This is a genomic window from Spirosoma aureum (genome assembly GCF_011604685.1).
Lineage (GTDB): Bacteria > Bacteroidota > Bacteroidia > Cytophagales > Spirosomataceae > Spirosoma > Spirosoma aureum.
Genome location: NZ_CP050063.1, coordinates 8,122,380 through 8,139,576, shown reverse-complemented (window position 1 = coordinate 8,139,576; position 17,197 = coordinate 8,122,380). Strand labels below are relative to the sequence as shown.

14 protein-coding genes are annotated in these 17,197 nt (G+C 48.7%); 9 read left to right on the top strand and 5 right to left on the bottom strand.

Annotation, left to right across the window (positions count from 1 at the left end; all coding sequences use genetic code 11):
- Positions 1–273 precede the first annotated feature (273 nt).
- The 4 genes from G8759_RS32605 (at position 274) to G8759_RS32590 (ending at position 4,762) form a co-directional block, all read left to right on the top strand.
- Positions 274–1,779 (top strand): arginine deiminase family protein, encoded by a 1,506-nt coding sequence (locus tag G8759_RS32605; protein ID WP_232074042.1) that lies wholly within the window; start codon positions 274–276, stop codon positions 1,777–1,779.
- Positions 1,780–1,912: 133 nt separating this feature from the next.
- Complete coding sequence (ctlX, locus tag G8759_RS32600; protein WP_167217501.1) at positions 1,913–2,842, top strand: citrulline utilization hydrolase CtlX; 930 nt, start codon at positions 1,913–1,915, stop codon at positions 2,840–2,842.
- A 191-nt stretch (positions 2,843–3,033) separates the two neighbouring features.
- Entirely contained in the window at positions 3,034–3,774 is a 741-nt protein-coding gene (locus G8759_RS32595) for an SDR family oxidoreductase (protein WP_167217499.1), read from the top strand.
- A 70-nt stretch (positions 3,775–3,844) separates the two neighbouring features.
- Entirely contained in the window at positions 3,845–4,762 is a 918-nt protein-coding gene (locus tag G8759_RS32590; RefSeq protein ID WP_167217497.1) for a helix-turn-helix domain-containing protein, read from the top strand.
- Positions 4,763–4,799: 37 nt separating this feature from the next.
- On the opposite strand, the gene G8759_RS32585 is transcribed toward G8759_RS32590, so the two are convergent.
- Positions 4,800–5,822 (bottom strand): Gfo/Idh/MocA family protein, encoded by a 1,023-nt coding sequence (locus G8759_RS32585; protein ID WP_167217495.1) that lies wholly within the window; start codon positions 5,820–5,822, stop codon positions 4,800–4,802.
- A 162-nt stretch (positions 5,823–5,984) separates the two neighbouring features.
- On the opposite strand from G8759_RS32585, the gene G8759_RS32580 reads away from it, so the two are divergent.
- The 4 genes from G8759_RS32580 (at position 5,985) to G8759_RS32565 (ending at position 8,588) form a co-directional block, all read left to right on the top strand.
- On the top strand, positions 5,985–6,446 hold the full coding sequence (locus G8759_RS32580) for a MarR family winged helix-turn-helix transcriptional regulator (protein ID WP_162389848.1): 462 nt from the start codon (positions 5,985–5,987) through the stop codon (positions 6,444–6,446).
- 49 nt (positions 6,447–6,495) lie between these two features.
- The gene (locus tag G8759_RS32575; protein ID WP_162389849.1) at positions 6,496–6,705 is read left to right on the top strand and encodes a hypothetical protein; all 210 of its coding nucleotides are present in this window, start codon (positions 6,496–6,498) and stop codon (positions 6,703–6,705) included.
- Positions 6,706–6,924: 219 nt separating this feature from the next.
- Positions 6,925–7,647: a head GIN domain-containing protein gene (locus G8759_RS32570; RefSeq protein ID WP_167217493.1), complete on the top strand. Its 723-nt coding sequence runs from the start codon at positions 6,925–6,927 to the stop codon at positions 7,645–7,647.
- 89 nt (positions 7,648–7,736) lie between these two features.
- The gene (locus G8759_RS32565) at positions 7,737–8,588 is read left to right on the top strand and encodes an SDR family NAD(P)-dependent oxidoreductase (protein ID WP_167217491.1); all 852 of its coding nucleotides are present in this window, start codon (positions 7,737–7,739) and stop codon (positions 8,586–8,588) included.
- A 191-nt stretch (positions 8,589–8,779) separates the two neighbouring features.
- On the opposite strand, the gene G8759_RS32560 is transcribed toward G8759_RS32565, so the two are convergent.
- The gene (locus G8759_RS32560) at positions 8,780–9,721 is read right to left on the bottom strand and encodes a porin family protein (RefSeq protein ID WP_167217489.1); all 942 of its coding nucleotides are present in this window, start codon (positions 9,719–9,721) and stop codon (positions 8,780–8,782) included.
- 238 nt (positions 9,722–9,959) lie between these two features.
- Here G8759_RS32560 and G8759_RS32555 point away from each other — a divergent pair, with 238 nt between their 5' ends.
- Positions 9,960–10,673 (top strand): SDR family oxidoreductase, encoded by a 714-nt coding sequence (locus G8759_RS32555; RefSeq protein WP_167217487.1) that lies wholly within the window; start codon positions 9,960–9,962, stop codon positions 10,671–10,673.
- Here G8759_RS32555 and G8759_RS32550 read toward each other — a convergent pair whose 3' ends face one another.
- The 3 genes from G8759_RS32550 to G8759_RS32540 form a co-directional block, all read right to left on the bottom strand.
- Positions 10,674–12,359 (bottom strand): S8 family serine peptidase, encoded by a 1,686-nt coding sequence (locus G8759_RS32550; protein ID WP_167217485.1) that lies wholly within the window; start codon positions 12,357–12,359, stop codon positions 10,674–10,676.
- Between the two features lie 130 nt (positions 12,360–12,489).
- Positions 12,490–13,971, bottom strand: coding sequence for a RagB/SusD family nutrient uptake outer membrane protein (locus G8759_RS32545; RefSeq protein ID WP_167217483.1), 1,482 nt, complete (start codon positions 13,969–13,971; stop codon positions 12,490–12,492).
- A gap of 20 nt (positions 13,972–13,991) precedes the next feature.
- Positions 13,992–17,189 (bottom strand): SusC/RagA family TonB-linked outer membrane protein, encoded by a 3,198-nt coding sequence (locus tag G8759_RS32540; protein ID WP_167217481.1) that lies wholly within the window; start codon positions 17,187–17,189, stop codon positions 13,992–13,994.
- Between the last annotated feature and the right edge of the window lie 8 nt (positions 17,190–17,197).

Below are 17,197 nucleotides of genomic sequence, written 5' to 3'. Positions count from 1 at the left end.
ACCCTGTCTCTTTAACTGCCTGATGAAAACTGATTGGGTCTGCCACGAACAGGGTAGGGCATTAATTCAATCAGGTGTACACACGCCATTTTTCCCAATAACTGTCTGTTAGAAATGTTGAAGGTGAGCAAAAGTGATGACCTGATCGGTTTTGATTGGGTTAGATGGGATAATAGGGCTTGTGATCGACTCTGAACGGACCTTTTCATTTACCCAGCCAAAACCGTACCTTGCAAATCCGGGACCGATAGTAAACGGAAGCCGGATTTGCGCATGAACAATCAAAATAACACGGCGTCTGTTGACTTAATTAGGACAGAAAATGGTACTCTGCCGGTTAGGCCACAGCGCATTCATGTTTCGTCGGAAATTGGTACACTGAAGCGGCTGCTCATTCATAGTCCTGATCGGGGACTTGGTAAAGTTATACCATCCAAAGCACAGGACTGGCTCTTTGAGGATATCGTACACCTCGACATGATGCGTCGGGATGAGTACGATTATTACGTTAAGATTCTATTATATTTCCTGGATCCTGATAAGGTACGGGGCAAGGTGGCGAGTCTCGGCCCCGACTCTGACAGATCGTTCTTTAAGCCTGACCACGACGACTATTTTAAGTCTGATAAGGTGATCGATATTCAGCGCCTGCTGGCCGATATTCTGGACGATGAATCCATTCGCATACGCCTGATTGCCGCTATTTGTGGCATCGAACGCACATCGTTCCGAACCCAGCAGCAGCTAAACCAGTACGATCCGTCCGAACTGGCCAAGATTATGATTTCAGGGTCGTTGCCTGACCTGACCATGCTCTTTGCTCCTTTGCCGAACTTCATCTTCACCCGCGACATTGGCATTGTTATCAACGATCATATCCTGCTCAATAAACCCGCTAAACTGGCGCGAACCCGTGAAGCCTTACTGACTCAGTATATTTTCTTTAATCACCCGTTGTTTGCCGACTATCAGGATAAAATCATTGAGATTCCTGACAACGAACACGCCTTTTTGCTGCCGGATGCCGACGTAAATCGTGACGTGACCCGCTCTACACTGGAAGGGGGAGATGTCATGATGATCGCACAACGACACCTGATGATCGGTGTAAGTGAACGCACAACGTTATACGCAGCGCAACAGGTGATGCGCCTGGTGTTTGATCGGAATCTGGTAGACACGGTCACGATTCTTAAAATTCCGAAGAAGCGCGACTACATGCATATCGATACGATCTTTACGCAGGTGAAACGAAATGTGTGGGTGCTGCTGGGTTCGCTTGCCCGTACGGGTGATGAGGCAAAAAAGCGGGATGTTATCCATTTCTTCGCCCCGAAAGATGTATCTGAAGATCTGAAAATACTTCAGTTTATTAAAGGGCTCGAACATAAGCCCATCGAAATCGAAAACCTGGAAGACCTGCTGGCCGATATCAGCAAAAATGATCTGGGTGCCACTGATCCTGTGCAGTTCATTTATTCGGGGAACAATGAATTCCCGTTCGGAGCGCGCGAACAATGGACCGATTCCTGTAACCTGCTGGCCCTGAAAGATGGTGTCGTTATCGGATACGATCGCAACGAAAAAACCGCTGAGGCATTTCGGGGCGCCGGATTCGAAGTCGTTGCAGCCGCTAAATTGCTGGAGCGTTTCGAGCGGGGGGAGTCATCGCCGGAAACCATTGAAAATACCTTTATCATGCTTCCTTCGGCAGAATTATCGAGAGCCAGAGGAGGGTCGCACTGTATGAGCCTGCCTTTGTTAAGAGAAGAGGTTTGAGTTAGTATACGACCGAAGAACTGGCAAAGATGAGTTACGCTTTATGAAATCGTTGAACAATTAATGCATCAGTGCTAATTTGCTGACTGATTCAGTGGTACTGACTAACTGACTAACCGACTTACTGACTACTATGCAATCACAAGCTACTTCCCGCATTTTAATGATTCGCCCCCTTCACTTTGGGTTTAACCCCGAAACCGCCGAGTCAAATGCGTTTCAGGACGTTAAACTGGCTGCGCAGACGAAGGATGTAGCTCAGGAAGATGCCCAGCGCGAATTCGAAGAAATGGTGCGCCAGCTTCAGGCCATTGGGGTAGATGTGATGGTATACGACGATACCGCTGATCCGTATACACCGGATTCGATTTTTCCCAATAACTGGGTATCCTTCCATGCCAGCGGAACGGTCGTGCTCTATCCGATGCAGGCCGAAAATCGCCGGCTCGAACGCCGACCCGATATCATTAACGACCTCGCCGAGCGGTTTCACGTGGCTAAAGTCATTGACCTGACCCATTTTGAGAAGGAAGGAAAATACCTGGAAGGTACAGGTAGCATGGTTCTGGATCGGATGAACCGGGTCGCTTTTGCCAGTCTGTCGCCCCGGACCCATCCTGATGTGTTGGCCGAATTTGCCAGGCAGACGGGTTACCGGACGGTGTCGTTCCGGGCGGCTGATGCGAACGGTAAAGCTGTTTATCACACGAATGTACTGATGTGTATCGGCGATACGTTCGCCGTTGTTTGTCTGTCGGCCATCAGCGATCCGGATGAGCGGCTTATGGTACGCCAGGAACTTGAGCGACTCAATAAACGCGTGATCGATATTACGCTGGAACAAATGGCCAGTTTTGCTGGAAACATGCTGATGATTCTAACGCAAAAAGGCCAGAAACTGCTCGTGATGTCTACCCGCGCCTTCGAATCACTAACACCCAAACAGATCGATCAGATCGATGACTACGCTACGCTGTTGCATTTTGATTTATCGATGATTGAAGGCAATGGAGGAGGCTCTGCGCGTTGCATGATGGCCGAGGTGCATTTGCCAAGGAAATAACGAGCACCTCCGTATCAAACCAGGACCAGGATTCTATACTTATAAAAGTCGTGCCGGTTGAGTGAAGCCATTGGCAGCGTTAAATTGTCAATATAGACATTCAGACTACAGATTTTGCGGTTTTGGCTACAGTTCGACTACGCATGTTTTGGAATTTTGTCGTGTAAAAACGGACCAAAACAGGCACTGGTATGGAAAATGGAATTGACGGTAAGGTTGTGGCAATCACGGGTGCAAGTAGCGGAATTGGCGAGGCTGCTGCGCTCCTGCTTGCTAAACGAGGTGCGAAGGTTGTGCTTGGCGCACGCCGGACAGATCGCCTGGAGGCACTTGGCGAACGGATCAAGGCAATGGGCGGAGAGGCAGCCTATATACTTACAGACGTTAAACAAAAGCATGATTTATTGGGCCTTGTCGAATTGGCCTGTGCGCGTTACGGCAGACTTGACGTTATCATTAACAATGCCGGAATGAGCCAGCTATCCCGTATCGACGACGTAGATGTTGATGGCTGGGAAGATATGATCGACGTGAATCTGAAAGGGGTGCTCTACGGTATTGCTGCTGCGCTGCCTGTTTTTCGACAACAGGGCTCAGGGCATATTATCAACATTATTTCAACATCGGGGATTAAGATCGTACCCATGCAGGGCGTATATGCCGGCACAAAGAATGCTGTTCGTACGATTAGCGAAGCATTGCGTCAGGAGTCCAGAGGGCAGTGGCGTGTAACCGGCATATCACCGGGGGTTGTACGGACCGAATTGGCCGACCACATAAAAGACCCACACATGAAGGCCGCCATTACTAAAAATATGGAAACGCTCGCTATTTCACCGGATGCGATTGCCAGCGCCATTGCGTTCGCCATTGAGCAACCCGCAAATGTAGAAGTTGGCGATATTGTCATTCGCCCTACTGCACAGGATTAACGTTTTCGTTATCAAGAGGTAGGGTTGAGTCAAATCAGCTTAACCCTGCCTCTAAAAATGCTCCCTGGAAATGAAAGCCCTGGCTCCCAAACTATATGTCATTAATAGTATCTCGGAGTTGATGAGACGTCTGGGATTACCTAAACCCCTGCATCCGCTCATTGCATTAGTAAACTACGAAAAGTCAGCGGTAAGCCTGGCCGATGCAGGATCATCATTTAGCATCGATTTCTACAAAATATCCTTTAAGCTAAATTTTAAAGGCCAGGTAAAATACGGGCAGGGCTACTATGACTTTGAGGAAGGTGGACTGGCTTTTCTGGCGCCTAATCAGGTCGTTACGATGTCGGGTGAAGAGCGCAGTTATGACGGCTATACGCTTTATTTTCATCGGGATTTCATCCGGAATTATCCACTTGGCAAAGCAATAAGCAGATACGGTTTTTTTTCGTACGGCGTTTCTGAAGCACTGTTTTTAGCGGACAAAGAAAAACAGATTATCAGCCTGCTTTTCGATACAATAGCCAATGAACTGGCTGGCAGTATTGATCAGTTCAGTCAGGATGTACTGGTCTCTCAAATTGAGCTGTTGCTTACCTACAGCAATCGCTTTTACAATCGGCAATTCATTACCCGTAAAGTTGTGTACACGGATTTGATCGCTAAAATGGATGCCTATCTGGCCGCTCGGCTGGATACCGAACAGGCATCGCTTACAGGATTACCGTCGGTTAAGGAACTGTCGGACTATCTGTCGCTTTCGCCCCGGTATCTGACCGATATGCTAAAGTCGCTTACGGGCCAAAGCACCCAACAATATATCCATAACCGACTGATTGAAAAGGCTAAAGATAGTTTAAGTACCAGTAACCTGACTGTTGCCGAAATTGCTTACATGCTGGGGTTTGAACATCCCCAATCATTCAACAAACTGTTTAAGCAAAAGACGAAAATCTCCCCGGTGGAATTTCGACAGTCTTTTGCTTAAAGGGATCCAGCCAACTTTCGGGGTGTGTGAGAAAAGCTTATCGCTCGGCTGACTGATAAATGCGCTCGATGATTTCCTGTAAAATAGCCCCCTGTTCGCCGGTGCAAACCGTAGACGGTTTCCCCTGACAGGCATCCAGAAAAGCGGCTGTATTTTTCAATTGGATATCGGTTTCTTCCAGATACGGGAACTGAACATCAGCCAATTCGCCTGCCAGCTCGGTATGAAGCGTAAACGGAAATAACTTCACCCCACCCTTACTGCCAAAAATTTCCAGATTCCGGTCTTTGTCCGATTGCGTATTCAGCGCAAACGAAGCTGATAACATAATCGATGCTTTATTCGGGAATGTAATATAAGCGGTGCTCGCATCCTCGACCTCGAACGTTGCTGGATTCCATGAACCCATGAGTCCTTTTCCGCCCGCTTTTCCAATAAAATCATAGGTGTTGCCCAAAACCTGATCGGGTGTGGGGTAGTCCAGTGCACATAATGCCAGATCGAGCACATGCACACCGAGGTCCATTAAAGCACCACCACCCTGCATGGCTTTGTTGGTAAAATAACCCCACCCAGGAATACCCCGCCGACGCAGAAAATGGGCTTTGATATGATAAATGGAACCCAGTAAGCCGTCGGTTTTGCAGCGCATCAGCAATGCCCATTCACTCGTTTGCCGAAGCTGAAAATTATAAGCCAGTGTTAGTCCTTTACTGGTTGCCAGATTGGCCATATCGCGGGCATTCTGGGCGGCCAGAGCGGGAGGTTTCTCACAGAACACATGGCAACCCTGCTCCAGGGCTTCCATTGTTTGCGGGTAATGCAGGTAATTGGGGGTACAAATTACCACTAGATCGGGTGCACATTGGCGATAGAGTTCGGCTGTGTCGGCAAAGGCGTGGGCAATCGCATGTTTATCGGCCAGAGCGCGGGATTTGTTTAGATCACGGCTGCAAACAGCTACAATCTCTACCTGCTCCGATAGTTGTTTGAGAGCGGGAATGTGGTTATTGTCGGCAATGTTGCCTCCACCAATAATGGCTGCTTTGAGTAGGGTCATGCCGTAAAGAAACAAAAGAGAATGGATTTATTTAAGCAAACAGTCATGAATAGGACTGGTTTCAGCAGCATGAAGGAATCAGATTTTACATTTTTTTTAATTTTTGTTTGCACATACAAATATCGTCTATTACCTTTGTTTCACCAATCTGAAAGAAAAGCTATGAATGCAATGAGCGAAGTAGTGCAGGACCAGAAAGCCGAAACCCGGTTTAGTGCTTGCCTGCTGTTTTCTGCCAATGCGCTGGCTCGGGCCATTACAGCCATTGGTGACGAGGAATTCGGGAAGTTTGGCATGTGCTATTCGCACGCTTATTTATTGTGTGAAGTTGTTGGTCAGCCGGGGATCACCCCATCGCAATTGAGCGAAACGCTGTATTTAACCCCATCAACTATTACACGCCTGGTTGAAAAACTGGAACTGAAGCACCTGGTTCGTCGCGAATCAGAAGGCAAGAAGACGTTGATTTATCCAACAGAAGAAGGCGAAGCGCTACAACCCGCTATTGCTCAGGCCTGGGACCGGGTAGGAGAACGTTATTCGAAAGCGCTCGGTGAAACGGACGTATGCCGGCTTACACAACAGGTATTTAAGGCTACCCAGGCACTGGGCGAAAGCCTGTAAAATTTTGTGAAATTTATTGTATGTGCAAACAATATAACTACTGACCGCTATGAAAACTGACAACGAAACCATCGGATTGATGATTGGCAAAGGCGATGCCACCACAAAAGATATTTGCCGGTCATTAGCTAAAGAAGGCATTTCGGCAATCGTAAAGCAAAAAGAGACGCACGTCTTCGAAGCCGACGACACGACAAAGCATTGGTCTGGACAACCTGGAAAAGATCTCTTTTTTAACGGCTGGAAGCTGCTTTTTTAAGGTATATGCCAGAAGACAGGGTAGAGTATCCTACTACATCCTGGCTTCTGGAATATACTCGACCTACCCATTCATTACGAAAGAGAGTCCTGTAGGGGGCTCTTTTTTTATGCACTGCTCCCGGCGAAAGGCCAAAAAGGATCATATTCCGAAATTTAGAACGACGTTTACCCAAATAATTGCATCTTTCGGACTGTAAACAGTTAATTCTTTTTAGGTATGAAAACCCTTATCACTGGCATTTTTCTCGCATTGGCAACTCTTTTTAATCAAGCTGCCAATGCGCAGGATGGTATTGTTGGGAATGGACAGATTGTGAAACAACAACGAACGATCGGCAGTTTTACAAAACTGTCCGTACGTGTGGGTATGCGGGTGCACATAACGGCTGGCAGTGCCAGTCAGGCTGAGCTTGAAGGTGAAAGCAATGTGCTTGAACACGTTGTGACTACTGTAAAAAATGGCGAACTGACCGTAATGCTCAACGAAAACACGCGATTCAAAAATACGAAGGGCGTAACGGTCACGATTCATGTTCCGAAGCTGAATCAGGTTTTGGTCAGCACTGGCTGTTCAGTTACGTCCGATCTGCCCATTCAGGCTGATAACCTGACAGCAACCGTAGAAACGGGTAGTAATCTGACGGCCTCTGTCACGGCAAAGAGCCTGAAACTGACTGTTCAGCAAGGATCAAAGGCAACGATTCAGGGAACGGCAACCAGTGCTACAATACGGTTGAGTGGCGCAGGCAAATTAGATGCAGCCAGGCTAACAATTGCCCGTGCAATCATTGAACTGGATGGCGCTAGTCAGGCAAACATTCATGTAACCGAAACGTTGTCGGCATCGGCAAGTGGAGTTAGCTCGATCACCTATTCGGGAAACCCGACCGTAACGTCGCAGGAAGCAACAGGCATGTCGAAAATCCGTAAGCAAGGCTAAACAAAACAGATGCATTACAGCTTAAAAGTAGAGGTGCTTTGTGAAACAAGACCATCAGGCATCCTGTACGTAATCTGTAATTCATCTCTATGGGAATCAAAACAGCTCTCATAACGGGAGCCAACGCCGGAATTGGACTGGCTACTGCCAAAGCGCTGGCGCAACGTTCGTTCGATCTTATTCTGCTTTGCCGCAATGAACAAAAAGGCCTTGATGCACAGGCCGAAGTGCGGAAAGCTAACCCGGCAGTCCGGGTCGATTTGCTGACGGTCGATTTGGCTGATGGTGACTCGGTAAGCCGGGCCGCCGAGAAAATCAAGAGTGATTATACGCGGCTCAATGTGCTGATCAATAATGCCGGATATACACCGGCTGCTATCGAATTTACTGCCGACGGTATTGAAAAGTCGTTTTATGCTAACCATATTGGGCATTTTATATTGACCTATCGCTTGCTGGATTTGCTTAAAAAAACGGCGGCCCAAACCGGCGACGCGCGTATTATCAGTTTATCATCCGGAGCCCATGCCTTGGGCCGTAAGGCTCGTTTTTTTCGGCACATCGAAACGCTCTCGTCATGGGCCGCCTATGGCGACGATAAGTTGGCAAATCTATTGTTTGCGAAAGCTGCAGCCCGTCAATTGGCCGGAACGGGCATTACATCGTATTCGGTGCATCCGGGAGCCGTACGAACCAACTTCGGGAGCGACACCCCCGGTTTGCTGGGTCAGGTCTTTCGGTTAGCCGGGCCGTTTATGCGAACGCCCGAAGTCGGGGCGCAAACGTCTGTATTTCTTGCATCAGCTCCACTCAAATCCATTGGTGAGCGTAACAACGGAGCCTATTTTGCCGATAGCCGTCCAAAGGCACCATCGAATCGGGATGCGACGGACGAAAATGCTGACTGGCTATGGGAGCGAACCTTAGCCTATGTGGTGTAAAAAGGTATTGGTTGATTCAGGTAAATAGTAACCCTGATCGAGCTTTCGCGCCCGTAAGAGATACCCCGTGCCACGGTTCAAAACCGTGGCACGGGGTATCTCTTACGGGCGCGAAAGCTCACAAAAATGGCGGTGACCAGAAGTCACCGCCATTCCAAAAACCCACTCTATGAGATAATAAAGAAGTTTGATCAGCGACCACCCAGCGGAAACACATAGCCGAGCGTGCCTTCTGCAATAATCGTTTTTGAATCCGTAATAACGCCATCCGTACTATTGCCGAGATTATATAAACCTCTGGCTTCGATGGTTACGTGGCCAGGCCCCGCTTTTAGCATGGCACCAATGCCCAGCGCTGCACCAAATGAAAAGCGGCCCGTGTTACTGGGAACCTCACGCTTGAGGCCGTTGATACTGGTACTGGCCAGATAGGCACCATACGGGCCGACATTGACGAAAAAGCGGTTTCCTTCAAACGTGCCCGTCGAAATCTTGAGTAGTAACGGTACGACAACCTGATCGACAGCGTATTTTGATTCTACTGCTCCAAAACCACTACTCAACAGCTTTTGTGTAATCCGGCTATAATTGATTTCGGGTTGAAAAGAGAATTTGCCGCGACCAAACTGCATGACCAGACCGCCAACAAAACTGATGGCTGGGTCAGATCCTGCAACTTTTTCCAGATAAACAGGATAAGTAACACCTCCTCGTATGCCAATTCGGAAATTTGCATTTTGGTTAGCTACCTGTGTTTCCTCCGGAGCGCTGGTCATGGCTGGAGTTGGTTCCGGTGCCTCCGGCTTAGGAGCCGGTTCGCTGGTTACAACTACCGGAGCCACTGGTGCTGATGCTGGCGCTGGTGGAGGTGGTGTTGGTTTTTTCGTTATGCCGTGATATTGATCGTATAGTTCCTGCTGTCGATTAGGTTTCGAGCCTGTCGATGTCGACGGGGTAGCGGCATCTGAACCGGCAGCGCGGGTCGCGGGGGGACGTACCGACGGGCGACTATTGGCATTAAGGGTTGTCGATTGGGATGTCGTTGTCGCGGGTTGGGTCGCTGGGCTGACTTGGGCCTCTGCTAAGACAGGCAATAGTAGTCCAAGACTTAGCAGAATGTTCAGCGGTTTCATTGGGTAGTGAGCCATTTAAATAATTCTGTAAGATTAGTCGATAAGGTAATAAATCTGGTAACAACAATGAGGAAACGGTAGCCGGGTTGAGCATACGGTTATTTTTCTGTAAACATTTTACAGCTTGCCCGAGTAACAGAGTGTATAGTCCGTGTTGAAACATGCCCGAATTATACAGTCTTTTGACCATATAATAAAGATCTGTTTTTGCACTTACTACTCCATCACTAACCCGATTATGAAAACAGAAAATCAGCGTACGGCTCTGATCACCGGAGCTAATAAAGGTATTGGAAAAGAAGTTGCCCGCCAATTAGCCCAACGTGGCTTTGCCGTTTTTATTGGCGCCCGTGATCTGGCAAAAGGCCGCGAAACATCCGAAGAGTTGTGCCGGGCAGGCTATGAGGCTACATTTATACAACTCGATGTGACCGATCCAGTCAGTATCAGAAATGCCTGTGGTACCTTTTCGCAGAAAGCGGATCACCTTGATGTATTGGTCAATAATGCCGGTATTCTGGAAGATCACGGCGAAACGATTGTAAAGCTGAACCCTGAATTACTCGACCGCACATTCAAATCGAATGTCAGCGGGCCAATCATGGTCATACAGGACTTTCTGTCTTATCTGGAAAAAAGCCCTACTGGTGGCCGTATCATTAATGTATCGAGTGGGGCCGGGGCTTTGACTGATATGGATACCTATGCCCCGGCTTACAGTATTTCGAAAACGGCCCTGAATGCGGTAACAAAGCAGTTTGCCGGCGCTCTCAGAAACCAGAAAATTGCTGTAAACTGCGTTGATCCAGGCTGGGTCCGTACCGATATGGGCGGTACTAGTGCCAGTCGCCCTGTCGAGAAAGGGGCCGAAACCATCGTTTGGCTTGCTACAGATGCTCCCCAGCACGAAACCGGTAAATTCTGGCACGACAAACGGGAAATAGACTGGTAATCAGTGTGGCTTTGCCGGGCCGCCGGGTTGTTCTGAAGCATTGGCCAAAGCCAGTTTTACCGCTTCGTAGGCATTTAATAGACCGCCCGTTTTGCTTAAACTGGTAAATGGAACCTGTTGGGTCGAGCGGCCAGGCTTGCGCACAACAATACCGGGCTTATAACTGCTTTTCAGGAGAATGTCTTTCACCTGTACGGCAGTCAAAGTTGGAAAGTAGGACCGAAGCAACGCTGCTACCCCTGCCGTATGGGGGGCAGCCATGCTTGTGCCCGAAAAAACGGCATATTGATTATTGGGAACGGTAGATAGAATATCGGTACCGGGTGCAAACAGATCGACCGTTTGTAGGCCATAGTTCGATGACCGGGCAGCTAATCCGCCATCAAGGCGCCAGGTGTTATTGCCCACAACCAGTACGTTTTGGGCTATCTGACCATTCTCGTAGCGGGCCGATGGATAAGCCGGAATCGAGTCGAAGTTTTCACCGTTGTTTCCGGCGGCATGAACGATCAGCACATCGTGCTCTTCGGCGTACCGAATGGCCGCATCAACCTGTTCCTTAAAGGGAGATAAACGCTTGCCAAAACTCATGTTGATGACTTTGGCTCCGTTTTCAACGGCATACCGAATGCCATTGGCTACATCTTTATCGCGCTCATCGCCGTTGGCTGGAACAACGGCTACCATCATAATACGGGCATTGTCGGCAATACCATCGATGCCAATGCCATTACCGCGTCTGGCAGCGATGATACCTGCCACATGGCTTCCATGAACGGCTAGTTGCTGCGATTGGCCAATTACTAAAGTAGGACTACCGTAATAGCGTTCGGTAGGATCAGCCGGATTGTCGCCAATCGCCTGACGGGGATTATACGCTGGATTGTAGGCAATGTCGGCATCACTGGCGGTTACCAATCTAAATCGCGCCCAGTTCAACCGGATTAATTTGGTATAGGCCAGGAATGATCCATAGGCTGGATTGTAAGCACTGGCCAGCAAATCACGGACAGCTAGCGCTACTGAATCGTTTCCTGGGTTAACAGTCCGAATCGCTTTTTGCGTTAGTGCGCTGTCTGGCAAAAGCGTACCGATCCGGGCGGCTACTTTCCAGAATTGGGTCGTGTCTGCGAAGGCCAGCCGTTTCGACCGCACTCCCTGGTAACGTTGCAGAAAGATCTTTTTGGCCGCCTGATAGGTGTCATATTGCCGTTTTTCAGTTGGAGACAGGTTCGCGCGGTTTGCCTGATCGTATTTGTCTTTCAGGAGGGTATACGTCTGCGTGATTTCGGGCTGGTCGTATTCATACGTAGTGCCGTCTTTGGCACCCATGAAGTTCCACCCGTTCAGATCGTCGGTATAGCCATTTTTGTCATCGTCCGTATTGTTACCAGCGATTTCTTTAGGATTTGACCAGATGACATCCCGCAAATCTTCGTGAGCGATGTCTACTCCCGAATCGATGACACCTACCACAACCGGAACCGACGTTCGACCTTTCAGCAACTCATAGGCTTTATACAAGCTAATTCCGGCTACCGAATCGGCGGTGGGGTCGAGATAAGGCCAGTTTCGGGGAGGTTGGCCTGATACATCCTGAGCCTGCGCACTAACCGAATGCAGTAACAGGCTAAAGCAGATGATATAACTAATTTTTATGACTGGCGCCCGGCGAAAGTTCTTCATAAAGAAAATTGTTGCTCCTCTAAAATACGAAATAGTTTGTCTATTCGGTGAGTAGTGAAGGCAGATCGGGGATAAAAAAAGAGGTTATCCCAGTTGAGATAACCTCTTACAAACCCATAATTCGCTTGTGTTAATTATCAGTAGCTAACGAATTCAAGGCCAGTTCAGACGACGAAATCGGCCAGATATAGTTTGGTTCAGATGGCGCTTTCGCAGGTACCGTTCCTTTCGCCGGGATTGTCTGTAACAGACGCATCAGGTCATTGTTCCGTAAGCCTTCACCTAAAAATTCAATCCGCCGTTCCAGCAGGATCGCATTGATCAGGTCGGTAGATGTGGCAAAGCTGGCAGCTGTGTAGGTTTTTGTGGCATCTGAACGATTGCGAACCGCATTCAGCAGCGCTACGGCCTGGGCATCGATGGCATTGGTGCTTCGAACTTTGGCTTCAGCCAGGTTCAGCAACACTTCGGAGTAGCGCATAACAGGTACGTAATCGGTAAACGGACTACCGGCCTTATACTTGGTCAGCCAGTATTTTGCGGTTGTAGTACCCGTTTGCTTCACGAATGAACGCCGTTTATCGGATGCCCGCCAGGTTGTATCCGCTATAATTCCTTTTGCGTTCAGCGAATACTCCGAATTACCTACACCGCCGTTTGCCGAACTTGGCGAATAATAATAGGCCAACTGGTTCTGCGTACCCGGAAAATCGCCCGTTGTTGATGTCATAGGCATAGACAGGATCGATTCGGGAGTGGTGTAGTTGGTGAATATCGCCGTAATATCAGGCTGTAAGGTGTTGGCTACACCCGTTGGGGCCTTGAAAGGCGCTGTTGCACTAACGATTTTATTCGCTTCTGTAACAACACTGGCGTAATTCTGCATGGTCAGATAAACCCGTGTCTTTAACGCAATAGCCGTATTCTTATGAGCACGGGTTGTGTTATCTGAGCTTGTGGCATACGTAGCGGGCAATGCGGCTTCGGCTTCGTTCAAATCTTTCAGAACCTGCGCGTAAACATCGGCAACGCTACTTCTGGCTAAATTTGACTGCCCAACGCTGCTAATCCCTGTCAACCGAAGTGGAAGGCCGGGTTTGCTGCCATTGCCATCTGCATAAGGACGCGCATAGGATTGGAGCAGGCTATAATAACTTAAAGCCCGAATAAATTTAGCTTCGGCAATGTATTTAGCCGCAGCTTCGGTACCAACAACGGTAGTACCTCCAGCCGCCATGCCATCCAGAAACAGATTACACTTGTTAATGGTCAGGTAACCAAAGTACCATAAGTTGACAACAGCCGTGGCGCTGTTCGTTGCATTCAGGCCCCATACATCTGAACCAGTAACCAGATTAGAGGTCTCATTAATGAAATCCTCACCCCGAATGTCGCCGTAAATCACGTACCGACCACCGTAGAAATTCCCATCTTTCAACGCTCCGTATAGCGATAGTACCTGGTTCTGCACACGGGTTGGTGTGCTCAGGGCCAAAGCGTCGAGAACGGTAGTTTGGGGAATGGGGTTAAGCAGAGTCCTGTCGCAGGAGCTGAGTCCCAACAGTGACAGTGTCAGACAAACTAGTATTGACTTATTTATTTTCTTTTTCATGATATCTCTTCCTGTCAAAATTAGAAGCCAGCCCGGAGGCCAATGGTGATGGTGCGGGCATTGCCGACCGTATTTCTGTCAACGCCCTGGCTGCTGTTACCGCCAATACCCGAGCCATTCGACGATACTTCTGGATCAGGACCAGGGTATTTGGTGAGTACGCCCAGGTTCTGGCCACTCACGTAAAAACGCAGATTCGTGATTTTCGCCTTCGACAGCAGGGCCGCTGGAAGCGTATAACCCAGGGTCAGGGACCGTACTTTCAGGAAGTCACCTTTGAACACGTTGATGTCCATCGGGAACGCCGATCCATTAGACGTGTTATCGTTAAATACGGGCTTCGCGTATTTTTTGCCGGTATCCCCTTCTTTTTGCCAGGCATCGGTCAGCACATCGGTAGCGTTGTTCCAGAAACGTTGATCGTGCAGACCGGCATTAGTACCGTAGTAGACATAAAAACCTAACTGATAGGTGAGCAGTACGCCCAGATCAAAATTCTTATACTTGAAATTATTGTCCCAGCCGCCATACACTTTGGGGTTAACGTTGGCGTACATCACGCCATCAGCCGCCTGAGTGATCGATGAACCGCCCGTTGGGCTTACATAACGGGTTTTTCCATCGGGCGTGGTCGAGTAGTTGAACTGACCAGTTGGGGCATAATACTGGTAATAAACATTCTGACCAGCCGAGTTAATAAAGATCCGCTTACCCGTTGCCGGGTCAACACCGCCCGTACGAACGACCCATAGCTGGCCAAGTGAGTAACCGGGAGCCGTCTGGTTCACTGTTTCCAGCGAACCCGTAGAGGTTTGGATTACATTAAGCCCAGGAGCCAGTGCCGTCACTTCGTTTTTGTTGAAGGTTATGTTGAAATTCGACGACCACTGAAAAGCTTTGGTGTTGATAACCCGCGCATTAAGCGAAACTTCTAGCCCTTTGTTATACATCGCTCCAACGTTTTGTGGAGGATATACGACAGACGTAACCGGGCCAAGTGGTCCCGGAATACCCGTAGAGGGAGCCTGTGCTACGTTCAGGATCAGGTTGTCGATGTCGTTTTTGTAATAAGCCAGCTCGCCCGTAATGCGGTTGTTGAGCAAACCAAACGTAAAACCGACATCGGTTTTGGTACTGGTTTCCCATTTCAGGTTCGTATTACCCACGCTCTGGAAATACAGGGTTGGCACACCACCATACAGACCAGATGCATAGAGCGAATAGGGTGAGTAATCGTTGATACCACCGATATTGCCTACTTTACCGTAGCTACCCCGAATTTTAAAGTTGCTGAACACATTGTCTAAGTGAGCCGACTTCCAGAACCCTTCCTGTGAAATTTCCCAGCCAGCCGAAAGGCCATAGAATGTACCTTTTTTCACGCCCAGTGCCGAGTATTCGTCCTGACGCAGATTGCCGCTAAGGAAATATTTCTCTTTGAAGTTATAGTTCAACCGCCCGAAAACGGATAGCAGATAGTTTTCGGTGTAAAGTGCGCTTGATGCGTTACTGGTTGCCCAGCCGGCCTGAATCACCGTATAGTTGGGGTCAGATATGTTGATGCGGTTTAAGCCATAACCCGTCTGGGTCGTACGTTGCTGTTCCTGACCAAGCAGAAGGCTAAAGTTATGAGAACCAGCAAACGAGCGGTCAAACTGGGCGGTGTTGGTCCATAACCATGTTTTTAACTTACGGAAGTTAGCTGTGGCATTACCATTGCTGGCGTAACCGTCGCTGGTAATCGGCGACTGGTAGAGATCATTGTCAACCAGCAGATAATCAATGCCATAGCTACTTCTCAGCGTGATCCAATCCAGCGGTTTGAATTGCAGATAAGCATTAGACTGGATATGGTCATTTTCTGTGTTAGACCGGTTCAGGTCGATCATAGGCGCTGGATTGGGGTAGGAAACAGAAGTTCCAGCAATGTTATTGGCAAAACCGATAGCAGACCCGTTAAGGTTGTACGAGCCATCATTGTTGTAGGGAGATAGAATTGGAGGTAATACCAGGCCAACACGTCCCAGACCACTGGTATTGAACGATTCGCCGTTCAACGATCCAGACGAACCCGCCGAGAGATTTCTCTCGTTAGAATAAGCGATTTTGCCGCCAATGGTAAAGAACTTACTAAGCTTGCTGTCGACATTAAACAGCACGTTCATGCGGTTGAAATCGTTCTTACGGATAATACCCTGTTGGGCTGTGTAACCCGCTGAAAAATAGTAGTTTGTGTTCTCGCTGCCGCCCGAAATATTCAGGTTGTGGCTATGCGAAACCGCTTTCCGATAAATGTAGTCGTACCACTTCGTATCGATGGGGTTTCCGTTGGCGTCGTTGGTTTGCGTAAATTTTACGGTCGATGCTGTGGGGTTATTGGCTACTGCCGCCGATTTGTAATTAATATACTGGCTGGCATTCAACATCTCAGGTAAGCGATAGGTATCTGAAAAACCTACCCAGCCATCATAGTTAACCTTTACTTTACCCGATTTGCCGCGTTTGGTGGTAATAAATACCACGCCATTCGCTGCGCGGCTTCCGTAGATAGCAGTTGCAGCCGCATCCTTGGCTACATCCATGCTCTCAATGTCGTTCGGGTTAATACTGGCCAGCGGGTTGCTGGGAGCGTTTGTAGAACCCTGATCACCGGTGAAGGTAGGTACACCATCGACAACGATGAGCGGATACGAGCTAAGCGAAATGGAGTTTGTTCCGCGAATCCGGAAAACCGGTGGGTTATTAAGTACACCATTCGGAACCGTAATCTGAACCCCTGGTGTACGACCTGCCAGGCCCGATTCAAAGCTTTGGATCGGCATCTGAGCAATCGCCGAACCTTTTACCGATCCAATACTACCGGTAGCGTCCTGACGGCTTTGGGTTCCATAACCAATCACGACTACTTCACTGAGTTGCTGAGAATCGCCAGCGAGGGCGACGTTGATTGTTGATCGATTGTTGATGGGGACTTCCTGTGTCGTGTAGCCAATAAAACTAAAAACCAACTGACCATTGGCTGGAGAAGTTAGTCGGTAATTACCCTGTGCATCGGTGTTTGTACCACGGGTAGCACCTTTGATTTGTACGGTCACGCCTGGTAGGGGAGACCCGTCGTCGGATGAAGTGACACGTCCGCTCACGGTTACATCCTGCGCCAGAGCTGGCAAACAGAAAAGTAGCGAAAGCAGCCAACTTCCCAATAAAATTTTGCTCATAAAACAGT